The sequence below is a fragment of the Micromonospora fluostatini genome (assembly GCF_050410825.1).
In the GTDB taxonomy this organism is placed as follows: domain Bacteria; phylum Actinomycetota; class Actinomycetes; order Mycobacteriales; family Micromonosporaceae; genus Micromonospora; species Micromonospora rosaria.
The window spans coordinates 6,414,330-6,433,476 of sequence record NZ_CP191251.1; the positions used below are offsets into that span (position 1 = coordinate 6,414,330).

A 19,147-nucleotide genomic window follows, 5' to 3' on the forward strand; every position below is an offset into this window, starting at 1 on the left:
CGTGTCCGGTGTGGCGAACCAGCGGGGCTTCGGGGTCAAGAGCTTCCTCGCGCTCGCCCTCGTCGCCGTCGTCGCCCTCGCTGTCACCGGGGTCTGGAACCCGTTCCCCGGCGTGTGGGACTGGGTCAAGCGCAGCGAGCCGATCTCCGAGCCGGACGTGGTCTGGCAGGAACGCATCGGCGGTACCCCCCGCAGCGTGACCATCGCCGGGGACGCCGTCGTGGTCGAGCAGCGGACCCGGGTCGAGGCGCGCAGCCTCGCCACCGGCGTGCAGCTCTGGGAGCGCAAGGCGGACTGGGCGGCGGTCGCCGGCGCCGACGGTACCTCCGTCGTCGCCGTGGGCAAGCTCCTGGTCAAGGGGTACGAGCTGCTCGACCCGGTCACCGGCGCGGTGCTGCGCGAGGTCGACGACGCGGTGGCCGTCTGGACGTACCGGAACCTGCTGCTCGACGCCCGCTGTGCCGGCGCCACCGACTGCACCCTCTCCGCCTGGGACCCGCGCGGCACCCGGCCGATCTGGACGGCGTTCCTGCCCGGCGTCAGCACCTCGTGGCTGGCCGACAACCCCGACCTGCTGAACACCCGACGGCTCACCGCGCTGCGAATCGACGAGGGGCTGGCCGGGCCGGAGTCGGTGCCGCCGCTGCTCGGCTTCCCGGTAGACGGCCGCGTGCACGTGGTGGACACCGCCACCGGCCGGGTCCTCCAGGACCTGCAACCCGGCCGGGACGAACGCCTCTCCGTCGTCGGCGGCCGGCTGTTGCGGATCACCGCCCGGTCCGTCGACGGTGCCTGCCTGTTCGGCCTCGCCGCCACCGACCCGGCGACCGGGCAGCAGGTCTGGCAGCGGGCCGGCATCAACCTGCGCAACGCCGACAACGCCGGCTGCGCGCAGCGGGAGGACCCGCAGGGGTCCCGGAACGTGCTGATCGGGCTCTCCCCGGACGGGCGGGAGGCGGTGGTGGACGGCTACACCGGCCGGTTGTTGCAGGTCAACCAGCCGGAGGAGCGGCTGCTCGCGGTGGACGACCGGTACTCGGTGGTGCGCGGCGCCGACCAGCGGACGATCGTCGGGCGGGAACTCGCCGCCGGGCGGGACCGGTGGAGCCGCCCCGGTGGCGGGAAGACCGGGGTGGTGCTCACCCCGTACGCGGCGGTGATCTCGGACGAGAAGCCGACCCGGCTGGTGGCGGTGCACCCGCGTACCGGGCAGGAACTGCTGCACCTGCGCACCGCCGCGAACGCGCTGGCGATCGGGCCGGGCGGCATGGTCATCGGCGAGGGGCGGGAGATCGGGTACGTCCGCTTCGGCACCGGCGTGGGACCGGGCGCGGCGCCGGCCGGCGGCGTACCCGGGGACGGAGCCGTGCCCGGCTCGGGCGAGGACCGTCCCGGCACCTCCGGGAACCCGGAGGACTGCGGCCCGAAGCGGGAGGCCTGCCCGGACCCCGGCGCCGGCAAGGACGGCTGAACCCGGGTGTCGGGGCCGGTGGGCGTAACTGGCGCCGGGTCGGAGGGCCTGGTGGGCGTGCCCGACACGCCGTGGATGTAAGCGGTGTCCCAGGACCCGACCGGCGGGTGGGACGGATCGATTCGACTGGCCTAGGCTTTCGCCTCATGAGCAGTGCCGCCGCGTTCTCGTACGCTCCCTTGCTGCCGACCGGCCCGGACCAGACCGAGTACCGCCTGGTCACCGACGAGGGCGTCGACGTCGTCAACGGTCCCGGCGGTCGCCGGTTCCTGACCGTGGATCCGGCGGCGCTGACCGCCCTGACCGCCGAGGCGATGCACGACATCGCCCACTTCCTGCGCCCGGCCCACCTGGCGCAGCTCCGCGCGATCATCGACGACCCGGCGGCCTCGCCGAACGACCGGTTCGTGGCGCTGGACCTGCTGCGCAACGCGAACATCGCGGCCGGCGGGGTGCTGCCGATGTGCCAGGACACCGGTACCGCGATCGTGATGGGCAAGCGGGGGCGGCACGTGCTCACCGACGGCACCGACGCCGAGGCCATCTCGCGGGGCGTCTACCAGGCGTACACGAAGCTGAACCTGCGGTACTCACAGCTCGCCCCGCTGACCATGTGGGAGGAGCGCAACACCGGCAGCAACCTGCCCGCCCAGGTGGAGGTCTACGCCGAGGACCCGGACGGGCACCCGGACGCGTACAAGTTCCTCTTCATGGCCAAGGGGGGCGGCTCGGCCAACAAGTCGTACCTCTACCAGGAGACGAAGGCGCTGCTGAACCCGACCCGGATGATGCAGTTCCTGGAGGAGAAGCTGCGGCTGATCGGCACCGCCGCCTGCCCGCCGTACCACCTGGCGATCGTCATCGGCGGCACCTCCGCCGAGTACGCCCTCAAGACCGCCAAGTACGCCTCCGCGAAGTACCTGGACGCGCTTCCCACCGAAGGCTCGATGACCGCGCACGGTTTCCGGGACCTGGACCTGGAGGCGGAGGTGCTGGAGCTGACCCGCAACTTCGGCATCGGCGCACAGTTCGGCGGCCGGTACTTCTGCCACGACGTCCGGGTGGTCCGGCTGCCCCGGCACGGTGCCTCCTGCCCGGTGGCGATCGCGGTCTCCTGCTCCGCCGACCGGCAGGCGGTCGCCAAGATCACCCCGTCCGGGGTCTGGCTGGAGCGGCTGGAGACCGACCCGGCCCGGTTCCTGCCCGAGGTCACCGACGAGACCCTGGAGACCGAGGAGGTCGTCCGGGTCGACCTGAACCGGCCGATGGACGAGATCCGCGCCGAGCTGTCGAAGTACCCGGTGAAGACCCGGCTCTCGCTGACCGGGCCGCTGGTGGTGGCCCGGGACATCGCGCACGCGAAGATCGCCGAGCGGCTGGACGCGGGCGAGCCGATGCCGCAGTACCTGCGCGACCACGCGGTCTACTACGCCGGCCCCGCCAAGACCCCCGAGGGGTACGCCTCCGGCTCGTTCGGCCCGACCACCGCCGGCCGGATGGACGCGTACGTGGAGAAGTTCCAGGCCGCCGGGGGCTCGTTGGTGATGCTGGCCAAGGGGAACCGCTCCGCCCAGGTGACCCGCTCCTGCGACCGGTACGGCGGCTTCTACCTCGGCTCGATCGGCGGCCCCGCCGCCCGGCTGGCCCAGGACTGCATCAAGCACGTCGAGGTCCTGGAGTACCAGGAGCTGGGCATGGAGGCGGTCTGGAAGATCGAGGTGGAGGACTTCCCCGCGTTCATCGTGGTCGACGACAAGGGCAACGACTTCTTCGCCGAGGTGACCAAGCCGGTCCTCACCGTCGGCCGCCGCTGAGCAGCCGTCGCGGGATCGGCAGCCGTCGCGGCCGGTGTGCTTCCGGCCTCCCGGTGTGGCGCCTTGCCCGCCTTTCGAGCTGCCCCCAGGAACGGGGCAGGCCTCGCCACGCCGCGCGGTGAGACCAACTCGGCAGGGCAGGGGGCACGGCTCGGCACGCTGGTGAGCTGGACCGGCGGGGTGGCGCGCGACGCGGCGCGCCGGTGGGGAACGGTTCGGCACGGCGATGAGCATGCGGTGTGCCATCCGGGCGTGCACGTGGTCCCACGGGTGGGGCAGTTCGAAAGGCTTCCAGAGAGTGACCCGACCGCGCCCCTGACCTGGTTACGGACCGGTGTTGCCAGCTACGCGTCGGGCCGGCCCGCTGGCGGGCGGGCCGGCCCGACGCGGGTCAGCTCGCCCGGCTGGCCTGGACGTGGCCGGTGACGCTCTCCGAGGCGATTCCGTCCGCGGTCCGGGTGAAGACGGTGACCTGCTGCGGCAGGAAGTTCGGCGGCGTGAACGTGACCGACGCCGACCCGTCGGGACCGGCCGGGACCGTCCGCAGCGGGCCGAGGAGACCGAACCGGTAGACGTACTCGGTCACGCCGGGCATCCCCGGCTGGAAGACGAACGTGCCGGGCGTGCCGACCGGGGCGCCCACCTGACCGAGCGGATACTCGACCGAGCTGATCGTCGGCCGGGTCTCCAGGTGGAACCGGTGCCACCGCTCACCGGAGGGCAGGTCGTCGGCGGTCCGGCTGCGGACGTACAGGTTGTTCCAGCCGGGCGTGGTCGGGGCGAGGGTGATCGTGGCCGTGCCGTCCGGCGCCGCGACCACCGTCTGCTCCGCCCCGGCGTCGAGCCGGTACGTGTACGCGACCACGCCGGGCATTCCCGGCGTGAGGGTCAGGGTGCGCGGCTGGCCGTACCCGGCGGTGGAGTTGCCGTCGGTGATCGTCGGGCTGGTGTCGCGGACCCGGAACGTGTGGCTGGTGGCCGGCGAGCGGTTGCCCGCCGCGTCCACGGCCTGGACGCTCAGCACGGCCGGCCCCTCCTCGCCCGGCGTGACGGTGACCGTCGCCGAGCCGCCCGGCTGGTCGGCGGCGACCTGGGTGGCCGCCCCGCCGTCGAGCCAGTACCGGAAGCCGAGGACGTCGGTGTCGCCGCCGGCGTCGAAGGTGAAGCTGCCCGGGACGCCCGGACCGCCGTACCATCCCTCGTCGGCCGGGTAGTCCGGGGAGGTCACCGTCGGCGCGGTGGGGCCGGCGGTGACCGTGGCGCCGGCGGCGCTGGCGGTGCCGGCCGGTGCGGCGGCGTGCGCGGGGCCGGCGGCGGCCAGCGCGACCGTGCCGGCGAGCAGAGTGGACAGTCCGACGGCGGTGCTCCGGCTCACCAGGCGCCCGGTGGTACCCACGGTGACGTGCACGATCATGTCCTCCGGCGGCGAGTAGTATGTCTCGATGATCGTAAGTGTCTGACGGCGTCGGCTTTCCGGATGCGAGCTTCGGGGGTGCGGTGCGCGCAGTGCCGTGGCTCGACCGGGCCGCTGAGCGTGGCGGGGCAGGTGGCGGGAGTTTCGCGCGCAGGCGACATCGGTGCGCCCGTCCATCATGGGTGGACGGGCGCACCGCCCCCGTCGGCATGCCATGGCTGACAGCCCGGACAGAGTGTGCGGGGCGACGCTGCCGAACCACTCTCATTTCGCTATCAGCCCCCGGTGGCGCCCCGTCACCGTCGGGTTACGCTGCTGCAAGTTCCACGAAGCCAGCGGGGGGCATCGAACAATGCGGTTTCGGATCCTGGGGCCCCTGCGGATAGCCGGGGGGGCCACGGTGACCGCGACCCGGGACCGGACGGTGCTCGCCCTGCTGCTGCTGCGGTTCGGCCGGGTGGTGCCGGTGGAGGACCTGATCGACGCGGTCTGGGAGGACCGGCCCCCGGCGACCGCGCGGGCCCAGCTCCAGACCTGCGTCTCCCGGCTCCGGCGCCGCTTCACCGAGCTGGGCGTACCCGCCGACCTGATCCACACCGACCCGGCCGGGTACAGCATCCGGGGTGACTCGACCGACCTCGACGTCGAACTCTTCGCCGACCGACTCGACGCCGCGCGGGCCGCCGTCACGGCCGGTCGGCTGCCGCAGGCACAGGCGTACTTCCGGGCCGCGCTCGGCCTGTGGCGGGGCGCCGCGCTCAGCGGCGTCCTCAGCCGCAGCGTCCGGCGTCGGGCGCAGGCCCTCGACGAGCAGCGGCTCGCCGCGCTGGAGGAGTGCGTCGACGTCGAGCTGCGGCTCGGCCGCGCCGCCGACCTGGTCGACGAACTGGCCGAGGCGGTCGACCGGCACCCGCTGCGGGAACGGCTGCGCGGGCAGGCGATGCTGGCGCTCTCCGCCGTCGGCCGGCAGGCCGACGCGCTCGCGCTGTACCGGGAGGGCCGGCGGATCTACGCCGAGGAACTCGGCATCGAGCCGGGCGCCGCGCTCCAGGCGCTGCACCAGCGGGTGCTCGCCGGCGACCTGGCCTTCGCCGACCCGCCCCGCCACGCCGACCCGCCGGTCCGGGCGCTGCCCCGGGCGATCAGCGACTTCACCGGCCGGCAGGAGACGCTGACCCGGCTGGTCAAGGAGATCGACGAGGACCGGGCCCGGGTGCACCTCATCGACGGGATGGCGGGCAGCGGCAAGACCACCCTGGCGGTGCACCTGGCCGTCCGGCTGGCCGACCGGTTCCCCGACGCCCAGCTCTTCATCGACCTGCACGGGCACAGCGAGCGCCGGCCGTTGAGCCCGGCCGCCGCACTGGCCACCCTGCTGCGCCAGCTCGGGGTGCCGGCCGCGCGGATCCCGCTCGACCTGGACGACCGGCTGTCGTTGTGGCGGACCGAACTGGCCGCCCGGCGCGCGCTGGTGGTGCTGGACAACGCCGCCAGCGCCACCCAGGTCGCCCCGCTGCTGCCGGCCGGCGCGGACTGCCTGGTGCTGGTCACCAGCCGGCGTCGGCTGGTCGGCCTGGACGAGGGGCGGCCCTCGTCGCTGCCGGTGCTCGACACCGACGAGGCGGTCGAGTTGCTGGGCCGGGTCGCCGGCGCGGACCGGGTGGCGGCGGAGCCGGCGGCGGCGGGCGAGGTGGTACGCCGCTGTGGTCACCTGCCGCTGGCCATCCGGCTGGCCGGCGCCCGGTTGGTGCACCGACCCCGGTGGCGGGTGGCGGACCTGGCCGAGCGCCTGGTGACCGCGGCGGACCCGCTGGCCGAACTGGCCGCCGGGCAACGCTCCGTCGGCCACGCCTTCGCCCTGTCGTACGCCCAGGTGTCGCCCCCGGCGCAGCGGGTGTTCCGGCTGCTCGGCCTGCACCCGGGGGTGCGCTTCGACAACCGGGTCGCCGCCGCGCTCGCCGACCTCTCCCTGCGCGAGACACAGGACCTGCTGGACGAACTGGTCGACGCGCACCTGGCGGAGGAGACGGAGCCGGGCCGGTACCGGCTGCACGACCTGATCCGGGAGTACGCCCGCACGTTGCTCGCCGAGCCGGGGCGGGCCGCCGAGCGCAGCGCCGTCATCGAACGCCTGCTCGACCACCACCTGCACGTCGCCGCCGCCATCGCCAAGACGATCGAGCCGGCGGGCACCGCCGGTGCGCTGCGGTTGCCCACCCCGCTCCGCCCGGACCTGGTCGCGGACACCGCCTCGGACGGGCGGGCCTGGTTCGACGAGAACCGGGGGGTGCTCACCGCGCTGGTCCGGCTGGCCGAGGCCGAGGGCTTCCGGCAGCACTGCTGGCAGTTGGCCCGTGCCTGCTGGCGGTCCCACCTGCTCGGCGGTCACCTGGACGAGCTGATCGAGACCCACGGGGTCGGGCTGCGCGCGGCGCGGCAGTTGAGGGACGACCACGCCACCCTGGTGATGCTCAACTACCTCGCCTCCGGGTACTACCGCCGGGCCGGGTTCGGCGAGGCGATCCGCCTGCTGGAGACGGCGCTGGACCTGCCGCGCCGGCCCGACCTGCGCTTCGAGGTCAGCAACCTGCTCTCCAACCTGGGGATCTCCTACGCCGCCACCGGGGACGTCCGGCGCAGCCTGGACCTCCTCGCCGAGTCGGCGACGCTGGCCCGCGCCGGGGACGGCCTGGGCGCGGTGACGAACAACCTCAACAACCGCTCCTACGTGCTGATCGTCGGCGGCCGGTACGCGGAGGCGCTGCGGACCAGCCGGCACCACCTCCTGCTGGCCCGGCAGGTGGCCGATCCGGTCCAGCTCGCGAACGCGGTCGTCCACGTGGGCGTGATCCGGGCCCGGCTGGGGCACGTCGGGCCGGCCCGCCGCCTGCTGCGGGCCGCGCTGTACCTCAAGCGGCAGGGCGGGAACCGGCTGGGGGAGGGCGAGGTGCTCAACGAGCTGGGCGCCGTGGAGCGCGCCGAGGGCCGCCCGGACTCGGCCGCCACCCTGCACCGGGAGGCGCTGGTCGCGATCACCGAGGCGGGTGACCGGGTCGGGCAGTGCGCCTCGCGTAACCTGCTGGCCCGCGCGATCCTCGACCAGGGGGACGTCTCCAGCGCGCTGGACCTGCACCGCCGGGTGCTCGCCGACGCCACCCGACTGGGCGTGCGGTACGAGCAGGCCCGCGCGCTCGACGGGATGGCCCGCTGCCGACGGGCCGCCGACCCGGCCGAGGCCCGCGCGTACTGGGCGCGGGCGCTGGCGCTGTTCCGTCAGGTCGACGCCCCCGAGCGGCACGAGGTGGCCCGGCTGCTGGCCGCATTGGACTGAGCGATCATCTGCGCGTCGGTGCGGGGCGCGGCAGGATGGAACGCGTGACGACTCCAGAGGCAGTGGGCTACCGGATCGAACGCGACTCGATGGGCGAGGTGGAGGTGCCCGCCGACGCCCTGTGGCGGGCGCAGACCCAGCGGGCGGTGCAGAACTTCCCGATCTCGGGCCGGGGCATCGAGTCGGCCCAGATCCGCGCGCTGGCCCAGATCAAGGGGGCGGCGGCCGAGGTCAACGGCGAGCTGGGGGTGATCGACGCGAACGTCGCCGCCGCGATCGCCGCCGCCGCCGCGCACGTGGCCGACGGCGGGTACGACGACCAGTTCCCGGTGGACGTCTTCCAGACCGGCTCGGGCACCTCCTCGAACATGAACACCAACGAGGTGCTCGCCACCCTGGCCAGCCGGGAACTGGGCCGGGACGTGCACCCGAACGACGACGTGAACGCCTCCCAGTCCAGCAACGACGTCTTCCCCTCCTCCATCCACCTGGCCGCCACCCAGGCGGTCGTCGAGGACCTGCTGCCGGCGCTGGCCCACCTGGCCGGGGCGCTGGAGGCCAAGGCCGGCGAGTTCGAGACCGTGGTGAAGGCCGGGCGTACCCACCTGATGGACGCCACCCCGGTCACCCTCGGCCAGGAGTTCGGCGGGTACGCCGCCCAGGTCCGGTACGGCGTCGAGCGGCTGGAGTCGGCCCTGCCCCGGCTCGCCGAACTGCCGCTCGGCGGCACCGCCGTCGGCACCGGCATCAACACGCCGTTCGGCTTCGCCGCCGCCGTGATCGAGAAGCTGCGGGCCTCGACCGGGCTGCCGGTCACCGAGGCGCGCAACCACTTCGAGGCGCAGGGGGCGCGCGACGCCCTGGTGGAGACCTCCGGCCAACTGCGGACCGTCGCGGTCGGCCTCTACAAGGTCGCCAACGACATCCGCTGGATGGGCTCCGGCCCCCGCGCCGGCCTGCGCGAGCTGCGCATCCCCGACCTCCAGCCCGGCTCGTCGATCATGCCCGGCAAGGTGAACCCGGTGGTCTGCGAGGCGGTCCGGCAGGTCAGCGCCCAGGTGGTCGGCAACGACGCCACGGTCGCCTTCGCCGGCTCGCAGGGCGACTTCGAGCTGAACGTGATGCTGCCGGTGATGGCCCGCAACATCCTGGAGTCGATCCGGCTGCTGGCCGCCGCCAGCCGCCTGCTCGCCGACCGCTGCGTGGTCGGCCTGGTCGCGGACGCCGAGGTCTGCCTGGCGTACGCCGAGGGGTCGCCGTCGATCGTCACCCCGCTCAACCGCCACCTCGGGTACGACGAGGCGGCCTCGATCGCCAAGGAGGCGCTGGAGCGACAGGTCTCCATCCGGGAGGTGGTGCTCTCCCGGGGGCACGTGGACAGTGGTCGGCTCTCCGAGGACCAGTTGGACGAGGCACTCGACCTGCTCCGGATGACCCATCCCTGAGCTGTGGGACAGTGGGCGGCATGCTGCTGCACGCCTGCCGGCTCCGGCGCGGAGCGCGCCGGTGAGGGCGCCGCCCACTCCCGACGCCGCCGTGCTGGACCGGCTCGACCGGGAACGGGTGGTCTGGTGCTGCACGCTGCGGCCGGACGGCTCCCCGCACCTGACCCCGGTCTGGTACCGGTACCGGGACGACGAGTGGTGGATCGCCACGGCGGCGCGGTCGGTCAAGGCCCGTAACGTCGCCCGTGACCCCCGGGTCTCGTTGGCCCTGCCGGACGGCCTCGCGCCGGTGGTCGCCGAGGGTGCCGCCGAGGTCGTCCACCCGCCCTTCCCGCCCGAGGTCGTCGCCGCCCTCGCCGAGCGGTACGACGGCTGGGACGTCACCGTGCCGGACGGCCCGGACGGCCCGTACGTGCTGCTCCGGGTCGTCGTCACCCGGTGGCTGATGGCCGGCTCGGCGCAGTGACGAGCGGCCGGGGCGGTGTTCAGGTCCCCTCGGCGGCCCGGCGGGCCCGGTAGGCGCTGACCGCCGCGCGGTTGCCGCAGCCGGCGGCGCAGAACCGCCGGGACCGGTTTCTCGACAGGTCGACCAGCACGTTGTCGCAGTCCGGGTGGGCGCACCTGCGTAGCCGGCTCACCTCCCGACTGCGGACCAGGTCGGCCAGGGCCATCGCCGCCTCGACCGCCATCCGCCGGTCCAGCGGCGCGTCCCGGGGCACCGCGTGCAGGTGGTACGGCTCGTCGTCGTGGCGGATCAGTTGCGGCAGCGCGTGCGCCTCGCGGAGCAGGCCGTTGACGATCTCGACGATCTCGTCCTCGTCGGCGTGCCAGATCCGGCGCAGGCGGGGCCGCAGCGCGCGGACCGCCCGTAGCTCCGCGTCGGTCCGGTCGTGCCGGCCGCTGTACTTCTGGGTGACCACGAACTCCGTGAGGGCGGGCACGTCCGGCAGGCCCTCGTCGGGGCCGGCGGTGTTGACCAGCGCGGCGACGGTGAGCAGGGCGGGTTCGGTGTCATGGGCAAAAAGCAACTTGACTCCTTTCGTATACCCCGCTTAGCGTCATCACCAAATCTTAGTTTGCTCATGACATCTCGCCGAGTCGAGGAGATTCGATGCGTCCCCGTCCCGCCGCCGGCGTCGGCCTCGGCCTGCTGCTGATCTCCGGGCTCACCTTCGCCACCTCCGGTACCTTCGCCCGTTCCCTGATCGACGCCGGCTGGTCCGCCGAGGCGGCGGTCATCGCCCGGGTCGGCATCGCCGCCCTGGTCCTCGCCGTGCCGGCGTTGCTCTCCCTGCGCGGCAAGGTGGCGGTGCTGCGGCGCAACCTCGTCTCCGTCGGGGTCTTCGGCATCCTCGGGGTGGCGACGGCGCAGGCCTGCTTCTTCAACGCGGTGCGGTACCTGCCGGTGGGTGTGGCGCTGCTGCTGGAGTACCTCGGCGTGATCCTGGTGGTGGCCTGGATGTGGTTGGCGCACGGGCAACGCCCCCGCCGACTGACCGTGGCCGGCTCGGTGGTGGCCGTGCTCGGCCTGGTGTTCGTCCTCGACCTGACCGGGGCGACCCGCCTCGACCCGGTCGGCGTGCTCTGGGGCCTGGGCGCGGCGGTCGGCCTGGCCGGGTACTTCGTGCTCGCCGGCCGGATCGACGACGATCTGCCCTCGGTCGCCATGGCCAGCGGCGGCATGGCCGTCGGGGCGGTCGTCCTCGGGCTGCTCGGGGTGACCGGTGTGCTGTCGCTGGACGCCACCTTCGGCGAGGTCACCTTCGCCGGGCGGCAGACCAGCTGGCTGGTGCCGATCGCCGGGCTGTCGCTGATCGCGGCGGTCGTCGCGTACCTCGCCGGCATCGCCGGCACCCGGATCCTGGGCGCCCGGCTGTCGTCCTTCGTCGGACTGACCGAGGTGATGTTCGCGGTGCTGATCGCCTGGCTCGTGCTTGACGAGTTGCCCACCGTCGTCCAGTTGCTCGGCGGCACCCTGATCGTCGGCGGGGTCGCCCTCGTGCGCCTCGACGAGCTGCGCGGGGCCCGGCCCGTCGTCGCGGCCGGCGGACCGCCGGCCGAGCCGGTGCTGGCACGCGGCGACGCCTGACGCGGACCCCCCCGCCCCGGCGCCCGGCCGGGCCGTCGGCTCACCGGCTGCGGGGGCGCTGCCAGCCCCCGGCGGTCAGCGCCGCGTGGACCTCGCGGAGCACCCCGGAGAGATCCCGGTGCAGGCGGCGTGCGGTGACGTGCAGGACGAGCCAGCCCACGGCGGCCAACTGGCGGCGGCGTTCCCGGTCCCGGTGAAGCTGCTCGTGGTCGACGGGCCCCGGCCCGGCGCACTCGACCGCCACCCGGAACCCGGGCCAGGCCAGGTCGACGTGGAGCAGCCGGCCGGAGGGCAGCCGGATCGGGTGCTGGGCGACCGGGCGGGGCAGCCCGGACAGCACCAGCCGGACCCGCAGGTGGGACTCGGGTGGCGACTGCGCGGCCGGGTCGGCCAGGCCGAACGCCAGCCCGGCCCGGCGGCTGCCGGGCTGGCCCGCCCGCTCGGTGAGGACCGCGTCGAGGGCGGCGTGGTCGGTCAGCCCCCGGCGGAGCAGGGTGTCGATGATGCCCACCGCGTGGGCCGGCTCCAGCCAGGCCGCCGTCTCCCAGGCGGCCTCGGCCGGGCCCGACCGGGCCGGCGGCCCGACCTGGATCAGCCCGGCCGGTGGCCCGTCCCCGCCCAGCCCGGCCGGTGACCCGTCCAGGATCAGCCCGGCCGGTGGCCCGTCCCCGGTCGGCCCGGCCGGTGACCCGGCCAGGATCAGTCCGGCCGGCACCGGACCGGCCCGGTCGGTGGTGGGCGACCGGAACGCCACCGCCGGCGCGGGGACCGCGTCGGACTGGCTGGTGTGCACCCGCACGCCGTGCTGGGCGGCGACCCGGACCGAGCCCGTGGTCAGCACGTGCACGTCGTCGGCGAAGGAGGCGGCGTGCTCCACCCCGTGCAGGTAGGCCGCCGACGGCCCGGCGAGCAGCACCGTGGCGGGCAGCCGCAGCGCCACGGCCCGGCAGGCCAGGGTGTGGTCACGGTCGAGCCGCGCGTCGGCGTAGACGTCGTGCCGGACCCGCAGCCACGCGGAGCTGCGTAGCTGGTGCTTGGTGAGCAGGCCGCACCGGACCGCTTCGGAGCCACGGAAGACCTGGAACGCGAGGGAGCGGGGCCGCTGGGCGCGTGGAGGCATACCGATCAGGGTGGTCGCCCGGTGACCCCCGCGACACCCCTGTGGACAACGTCCGCCGTCGCCCCCTCCGTCCCTTGTGGATAACCCGGACCGCGACCGTCGACTGTGGTATAGGAGCTGCCTCAGGCGAGGGCGGCGGCGATCGCGGCGGCGGCGGCGCGGACCTGGCCACCCACCTCGCCGACGTCCAGCGGGGCCAGGGCCACCACCCCGACGCTCGCCTCCAGGCCGGGCACCCCGAGCACCGGCGCGGCGACGCCGTACGCCCCGGCCTGGAGTTCCCCGGCGGTGCTGACCGGCCCCGGGGAGCCGGCCCGGCCGGCGAGGATGGCCTGCCCGGCGGCGCCGCGCTCCAGCGGGTGCCGGGCCCCGGTCCGGTACGCCACGTGGAACGACGTCCAGCTCGGCTCCACGACGGCCAGGGCGACCCCCTCGCCGCCCTCCACCACGGTCAGGTGTGCGGTGGCACCGGTCTGTTCGGCGAGCCGGCGCAGCGCGGGCAGCGCCCCCTCGGCCAGCAGCGGCTGGGCCCGCCGGGCCAGGTGCAGCAGGCCGGCCCCGAGCCGCAGCCGCCCGCGCCCGTCACGGCGCAGCATGCCGTGCCCGGTCAACGCACCGACCAGCCGGTACACCGCCGCCCGGCCGATTCCCAGGCGGTGCGCCGCCTCGGTGACGGTGAGTCCGTCCGGGGCGTCGGCGACCAGGTGCAGCAGGCGCAGCCCCCGGTCCAGGGTCTGCGCCGTCTCGCCCGGCCGGGCCGCCGGGCCGACGCCGCTCCGGTTCGTTGGGGTGCCCGGACGCGAGGTCGTCCGTTCGGGCTGTGCCGCCGTGTCCACGTCAGGAGCGTACGACCGGTTCCGGGGCTACCCGTCAGGTGACCGACAGCTACCCTTGTACGGTGACGCTACGCCTGTATGACACCGCCACCAGAACGGTCCGGGACTTCGTCCCCCGGGAAGCCGGCAAGGTGGGGGTCTACCTGTGTGGTCTCACCCTCCAGGCGCCACCGCACATCGGTCACCTTAGATCGGGTGTCAACTACGACGTGCTCCGTCGCTGGTTGCTGGCGAAGGGCTTCGCGGTCACCTTCATCCGGAACGTGACCGACATCGATGACAAGATCCTGGTCAAGGCGCAGGAGCGGGGGCTGCCGTTCTGGTCGATCGCGTACGCCAACGAGCAGATCCTGGCCGGAGCCTACCGGTCACTCAACGTGTTGCCGCCGACGTACGAGCCCCGGGCCACCGGGCACGTCCCGGAGATGCACGAGCTGATCACCCGGCTGATCGCCGACGGGCACGCCTACCCGGCCACCGACGACTCCGGTGACGTCTACTTCGACGTCGCCTCCTGGCCGGCGTACGGCGCCCTGTCCGGGCAGTCCCCGGACGACATGCAGTCGGCCGGCGACGCCCCGGAACGGGGCAAGCGGGACCCCCGGGACTTCGCCCTGTGGAAGGGCGCCAAGCCCGACGAGCCGGCCGACGCGTACTGGCCGTCGCCGTGGGGGCGGGGCCGGCCCGGCTGGCACATCGAGTGCTCGGCGATGTGCTGGCGCTACCTCGGGCCCGAGTTCGACATCCACGGTGGCGGGCTGGACCTCACCTTCCCGCACCACGAGAACGAGATCGCCCAGTCCCAGGCGGCCGGCCTGCCCTTCGCCCGGTACTGGGTGCACCACGGGCTGCTCAGCCTCGGCGGCGCCAAGATGGGCAAGTCCGCCGGCAACGCCCTCGACCTGGCGTACGTCGACTCGCTCGGGGTGCGCGCGGTGGAGCTGCGCTACTACTTCGCCGCCGTGCACTACCGGTCCCGGATCGACTACACCGAGGACAACCTGCGGGACTGGGCGACCGGCTACCGGCGTATCGAGGGGTTCGTGCAGCGGGCGGCGGAACGGGTCGGCCCCGGCCAGCTCGGTGAGCTGCCCCCCGGCTTCGTCGCCGCGATGGACGACGACCTCAACACCTCCGCCGCGCTCGCCGTGCTCCAGGACGTGGTCCGGGACGGCAACACCGCGCTGGGCGGCGACGACGTTGTGACCGTACGCACGGCACTGGCCGCCGTCCGCGCGATGCTGGATATCCTCGGGGTCGACCCCCTCGATCCGGCCTGGTCCGGTGATGGCCGGCCGGACGACCTGCGCGGCGTGGTGGACTCCCTGGTCGCGTTGGCGCTGGAACAGCGTGCGCAGGCGCGTGGCCGCAAGGACTGGGCCGCCGCCGACGCGGTACGGGACCAGCTCAAGCAGGCCGGTGTGGTGGTCGAGGACACCCCGCAGGGGCCGCGTTGGACTATTGGAGAGCAGGACTGATGGCCGGTAACTCGCAGCGCCGTGGACGGCGGCTGGCCCCGAAGAAGGGCGCCGTCAAGGGCTCGGGCGGCAAGAACCGGGACGCGCTCGCCGGGCGGGGCCGGACCCTGCCCGCCGATGAGCGACCGTGGCACAAGGCGTACTCGGGCACCGAGAAGCTGCCCGAGCGCACCGCCTGGAAGCAGGAGAAGGAGCGCCGGGCGGCGGCCGAGGAGGGCCGCGCCCCCAAGATCGGCCAGCCCGGCACGAAGGACACCACCTGGGGCAAGGGCAGCCGGGCCGGTGTCCCGCTGCGCCCCAGCCGGGGCAAGGCGCCGACCCGCAGCGGCCCCCGGGTCGCCCCGGGCCGCAAGTCCAACCCGAGCAAGGACGGCCCGGAGCTGCTGCTCGGCCGGAACCCGGTGCTGGAGGCGCTGCGCGCCCAGGTGCCGGCGACCGCGCTGTACACCGCCCAGGGCATCGAGATCGACGACCGGGTCAACGAGATCGTGCGGACCGCCGCCGACCGGGGCATCGCCATCCTGGAGATCAGCCGCGCCGAGCTGGACCGGATGACCGGTGGCGTGCTGCACCAGGGCATCGGGCTCCAGGTGCCCACCTTCGCGTACGAGCTGTTCGAGGACCTGCTGGCGGCGGCGCTGGAGCAACCGGCCCCGCTGCTGGTGGCGCTGGACGGGGTCACCGACCCGCGCAACCTCGGCGCGGTGATCCGGTCGGCTGCCGCGTTCGGCGCGCAGGGGGTGTTCGTCCCCGAGCGGCGGGCCGCCGGGATCACCGCGACCGCCTGGCGTACCAGCGCCGGCGCGGCGGCCCGGGTCCCCGTCGCCCAGGTGACCAACCTGACCCGCTCGTTGAAGGCCTGCCAGAACGCCGGCTTCATGGTGGTCGGGTTGGACGCCGACGGCGACACCGACCTGTACGACCTGGAGGCGGCGGTCGGCCCGCTGGTCGTGGTGGTCGGTTCGGAGGGGCGCGGGCTGTCCCGCCTGGTCGGCGAGACCTGCGACCTCACCGTGAGCATCCCGATGGTCTCCGAGATGGAGTCGCTCAACGCCAGCGTCGCCGCCGCCGTCACCCTCGCCGAGGTGGCCCGCCGCCGCGCCACCGCCTGACCGGCCGGTCGGCGACCAGGCCGGAGGGGCCCGGCGGCGACCCGGACCCGTACCGAAAAGGGGCGGCCCGCACGAAGCGGACCGCCCCTTTCGGGTGGTGGTTCAGATCCGGAGGCCGGACGCGGCGTTGAAGACGTGGCTGCGGCCGGTGCGCGGCTTGACGAACACGGTGTCACCCATGTTCGGCATGTGCCGGCGGTCGGTGCGCACCACGAAGCGCTCGTTCGAGCCCTCCAGCGCGGCGTGGCCGTAGACGTTGGCGTCCGAGCCGAGGTCCTCGACCAGCTCGACCACGACCGGCATGCCGCCCTCGGTCGGGCTGACCAGGTCGCAGTCCTCGGGCCGGAAGCCCACGGTCACCTTGTTGTTGCCGCCCTCGGCGCGGGCCGCCTCGACCTGCTCCCGGGTGAGCGGCACGAGCAGCTCGGCGAAGGCCGCGCCCTGGTCGCTCAGCGGGACGGTCTTGATGTTCATGGCGGGGGAGCCCATGAAGCCGGCGACGAAGACGTTGGCCGGGGTGTCGTACAGCGCCCGCGGGGTGTCCACCTGCTGGAGGACGCCGTCGAGCATGACCGCCACCCGGTGGCCCATGGTCATGGCCTCGACCTGGTCGTGGGTGACGTACACGGTGGTGACACCGAGCTTGGCCTGGAGCGAGGCGATCTGGGTACGGGTCTGGACACGCAGCTTGGCGTCGAGGTTCGACAGCGGCTCGTCCATGAGGAAGACCTGGGGCTCGCGGACGATCGCCCGGCCCATCGCGACCCGCTGGCGCTGACCACCGGAGAGCGCCTTCGGCTTGCGGCTGAGGTACTCCTCCAGCTGGAGCAGCGCGGCGGCTTCCTTCACCCGGCGGTCGATCTCCGACTTGGGGGTCTTGCGCAGCTTGAGCGCGAACGCCATGTTCTCGTACACCGACATGTGCGGGTAGAGGGCGTAGTTCTGGAAGACCATCGCGATGTCGCGGGCCTTCGGCGGCAGGTGGGTGACGTCGCGGTCGTCGATGTAGATCGCGCCGTCGTCGACGTCCTCCAGCCCGGCGAGCATCCGCAGGCTGGTGGACTTGCCGCATCCGGAGGGGCCGACCAGGACGAGGAACTCCCCGTCGCCGATCTGGAGGTCGAGCTGGTTCACTGCGGGACGCTCGGTGCCCGGGTAGATCCGGGACGCCTTGGCGTAGGTGACCGTAGCCATGAGGGGTTGACGCTTCCTTTCACCGGCAGGAACGTGCCGGACGATCCGAGTGAAGGAGCGACCGGCACGGGAGCCGTGCCGGCCCACGGGCGCACCGGGGTGTCGTCCGTGTCACTGCACGGTAAACGGCTTTCGCCGAGCTGCCAAGAAGAGAGTTCATGATTGGGACGGTTCCGCGTGGGCATTTCGGTCACTCGGGCACGGCGAGGTATCAATCGGCACCGGCGAGTGCAGCGTCCCCCGTCCGGATTCCGTTACGTCGGGTCAGGAAATCGACGTTTCCAGTGGTGAGAAGCCCAGCGGCGCGGGATAACGCGACGTCAGTCGCTATGCTGACGGTCGAACGATCGGCACGGGGGCGTTTCCTGCTCCGATCGCGCCCCTGTAGCTCAGCTGGCCAGAGCACTCGCCTTGTAAGCGAGATGTCGCCGGTTCGATCCCGGCCGGGGGCTCCAACTTCACACATGGTGCCCGCGCTCCACCTACCGGGCATCCGTGCGCGCCGAACCCGGTGGGGTCGAGCCTACGCCCACGGGCGCGGGCCCGCCCGAGCAACCGCCCCCGGTTCCCGCTCGGGTGGGGGTCTGCGCTGGTGCCGGGCCGCCGCGACGGAGCGGGCCCGGTGCAGCGGCCGGCTCAGCCGGTCGGCCATCCGGACCGTCAACTCGGTGTCGACCAGCGGACGGTTGACCTCGCCGGCGACGGCCAGCGCCCCCCGCGAGACCGAACGCCAGATCGCGGCGAGTCCGGCACCCAGCCCGAGCAGGGCCACCGCGCCCCGGGTGGCCGGCGACCCGCTGGCCGCGACGGCGCTCACCGCGACCACCGCGAGCAGGGCGCCGAGCAGCGGTACGAGCACCGGGACGAAGATGCCCCGGGTCGCCTCGACCACCAGCCGCCGGTCCCGGATGATCAGGTTACGGGCCACCCGGGCGTAGTCGTCCTCGTCGAGCAGGTCCCGGGGGTGCAGGCCGCCGGTGAGCACACTGCGCCACCGTTCCCCCTGCTCCCGGATCTCGGCACCCAGGGCCGCCAGGTCCGGCGCGCCGTCGGGGACCACCCCGGCGCCCGCCGTCCGCACGGCCCCGGTCCAGTCGGCGAGGGACCGGCGGACCGCCTCCGCCGAGTACGGGGGCAGCACGCCGGCCAGCTCCGCCAGCCAGCGGGAGATCTCGGCCTGCCGGTGCGTGAAGCGGGACAGCAGCGGGTCCCGGTCGCAGCCCCGGGCCGTGTCGGCCAGGGACCGGCCCAACCGGTACGCCCGGCCGATCCGGGGGTCGGTGGCCATCGTCCATCGCAGCACGGTCAGGTTCAGGTCGTCGAGCAGGACCAGCAGGTCCCCGGCCCACGCCGGGGTCTCCGCGTCGGGGGCCGCCACCCGGGCGTGGGCGGCCCGGGTGGCCCGGAGCAGCCGGTCGCCACGGGTCAACCGGGCCAGGTCGGCGAGGGCCACGTCGACGCCGTCCAGGTACATCCGCATCCGGTGCCGGACCGGCATCTCGGTGAAGTTGGACAGCTTGTCGGGCCGGTCGCCGGACACCCGGCCACCCGACTCCGCAGGAGCGCACCGGACCTGGTGGAAGGCGTCGGCGAGCCACCAGCCGAGGCGGAGCGCGGTCACCACGGCGGCCCGGTCGTCGCCCGTGCCGGCGGCCGGCTGCCGCTCGTCGACCGGGCGATGGTCGACCCCGGCGACGGGACCCGACCGAAGGTGGCTGGTCGGGTTCATGCTCCCCCCTCACCGGGCCGGACCGGGGCGGCGGCAATGCCGAACCGCTTTCGGGGCAATTGTAATTAAATCGGTGCATAAAGGTGCGGCATTGCCGGTAGGCCGGACGGCGAC

At 74.0% G+C, this 19,147-nt stretch carries 14 protein-coding genes and 1 tRNA gene; 9 read left to right on the forward strand and 6 right to left on the reverse strand.

The features are described from left to right. Window positions 1–10 precede the first annotated feature (10 nt). Window positions 11–1,471, forward strand: coding sequence for an outer membrane protein assembly factor BamB family protein (locus ACQUFX_RS28590; protein WP_428963296.1), 1,461 nt, complete (start codon window positions 11–13; stop codon window positions 1,469–1,471). A gap of 146 nt (window positions 1,472–1,617) precedes the next feature. Further along, complete coding sequence (locus ACQUFX_RS28595) at window positions 1,618–3,285, forward strand: fumarate hydratase (protein ID WP_428963297.1); 1,668 nt, start codon at window positions 1,618–1,620, stop codon at window positions 3,283–3,285. A gap of 391 nt (window positions 3,286–3,676) precedes the next feature. On the opposite strand, the gene ACQUFX_RS28600 is transcribed toward ACQUFX_RS28595, so the two are convergent. After that, window positions 3,677–4,693 (reverse strand): hypothetical protein, encoded by a 1,017-nt coding sequence (locus ACQUFX_RS28600; protein ID WP_428963298.1) that lies wholly within the window; start codon window positions 4,691–4,693, stop codon window positions 3,677–3,679. Between the two features lie 358 nt (window positions 4,694–5,051). Here ACQUFX_RS28600 and ACQUFX_RS28605 point away from each other — a divergent pair, with 358 nt between their 5' ends. The 3 genes from ACQUFX_RS28605 (at window position 5,052) to ACQUFX_RS28615 (ending at window position 9,941) form a co-directional block, all read left to right on the forward strand. After that, window positions 5,052–8,030, forward strand: a complete 2,979-nt coding sequence (locus ACQUFX_RS28605) for an AfsR/SARP family transcriptional regulator (protein ID WP_428963299.1) — start codon at window positions 5,052–5,054, stop codon at window positions 8,028–8,030. Between the two features lie 44 nt (window positions 8,031–8,074). Then, window positions 8,075–9,475, forward strand: coding sequence for a class II fumarate hydratase (locus ACQUFX_RS28610; protein WP_428963300.1), 1,401 nt, complete (start codon window positions 8,075–8,077; stop codon window positions 9,473–9,475). Window positions 9,476–9,536: 61 nt separating this feature from the next. Then, window positions 9,537–9,941 (forward strand): pyridoxamine 5'-phosphate oxidase family protein, encoded by a 405-nt coding sequence (locus ACQUFX_RS28615; RefSeq protein ID WP_428963301.1) that lies wholly within the window; start codon window positions 9,537–9,539, stop codon window positions 9,939–9,941. Between the two features lie 19 nt (window positions 9,942–9,960). Here ACQUFX_RS28615 and ACQUFX_RS28620 read toward each other — a convergent pair whose 3' ends face one another. Beyond that, a complete protein-coding gene (locus ACQUFX_RS28620) occupies window positions 9,961–10,503 on the reverse strand; it encodes a CGNR zinc finger domain-containing protein (protein ID WP_428963302.1) in 543 nt (180 codons plus the stop codon). An 83-nt stretch (window positions 10,504–10,586) separates the two neighbouring features. Here ACQUFX_RS28620 and ACQUFX_RS28625 point away from each other — a divergent pair, with 83 nt between their 5' ends. Next, window positions 10,587–11,564 (forward strand): EamA family transporter, encoded by a 978-nt coding sequence (locus ACQUFX_RS28625; protein ID WP_428963303.1) that lies wholly within the window; start codon window positions 10,587–10,589, stop codon window positions 11,562–11,564. 40 nt (window positions 11,565–11,604) lie between these two features. Here ACQUFX_RS28625 and ACQUFX_RS28630 read toward each other — a convergent pair whose 3' ends face one another. Continuing rightward, the gene (locus tag ACQUFX_RS28630) at window positions 11,605–12,684 is read right to left on the reverse strand and encodes an endonuclease domain-containing protein (RefSeq protein WP_428963304.1); all 1,080 of its coding nucleotides are present in this window, start codon (window positions 12,682–12,684) and stop codon (window positions 11,605–11,607) included. Between the two features lie 122 nt (window positions 12,685–12,806). Continuing rightward, complete coding sequence (locus ACQUFX_RS28635) at window positions 12,807–13,520, reverse strand: helix-turn-helix domain-containing protein (RefSeq protein WP_428963305.1); 714 nt, start codon at window positions 13,518–13,520, stop codon at window positions 12,807–12,809. A gap of 62 nt (window positions 13,521–13,582) precedes the next feature. Here ACQUFX_RS28635 and cysS point away from each other — a divergent pair, with 62 nt between their 5' ends. Together cysS and rlmB are read left to right on the forward strand one after the other, a co-directional pair. Then, window positions 13,583–14,998, forward strand: coding sequence for a cysteine--tRNA ligase (gene cysS, locus ACQUFX_RS28640; RefSeq protein ID WP_428963306.1), 1,416 nt, complete (start codon window positions 13,583–13,585; stop codon window positions 14,996–14,998). Continuing rightward, window positions 14,998–16,110 (forward strand): 23S rRNA (guanosine(2251)-2'-O)-methyltransferase RlmB, encoded by a 1,113-nt coding sequence (gene rlmB, locus ACQUFX_RS28645; RefSeq protein ID WP_428963307.1) that lies wholly within the window; start codon window positions 14,998–15,000, stop codon window positions 16,108–16,110. The genes cysS and rlmB overlap by 1 nt, the downstream gene beginning before the upstream one ends. Before the next feature lie 102 nt (window positions 16,111–16,212). Here the strand turns inward: rlmB and ACQUFX_RS28650 are convergent, their stop codons facing one another. Continuing rightward, window positions 16,213–17,304, reverse strand: a complete 1,092-nt coding sequence (locus tag ACQUFX_RS28650) for an ABC transporter ATP-binding protein (RefSeq protein WP_428963308.1) — start codon at window positions 17,302–17,304, stop codon at window positions 16,213–16,215. 378 nt (window positions 17,305–17,682) lie between these two features. Between ACQUFX_RS28650 and ACQUFX_RS28655 the strand changes: the two genes are divergently transcribed. Continuing rightward, window positions 17,683–17,759 (forward strand) — tRNA-Thr (locus ACQUFX_RS28655). 68 nt (window positions 17,760–17,827) lie between these two features. Here ACQUFX_RS28655 and ACQUFX_RS28660 read toward each other — a convergent pair. Further along, the gene (locus tag ACQUFX_RS28660; RefSeq protein ID WP_428963309.1) at window positions 17,828–19,033 is read right to left on the reverse strand and encodes a hypothetical protein; all 1,206 of its coding nucleotides are present in this window, start codon (window positions 19,031–19,033) and stop codon (window positions 17,828–17,830) included. Between the last annotated feature and the right edge of the window lie 114 nt (window positions 19,034–19,147).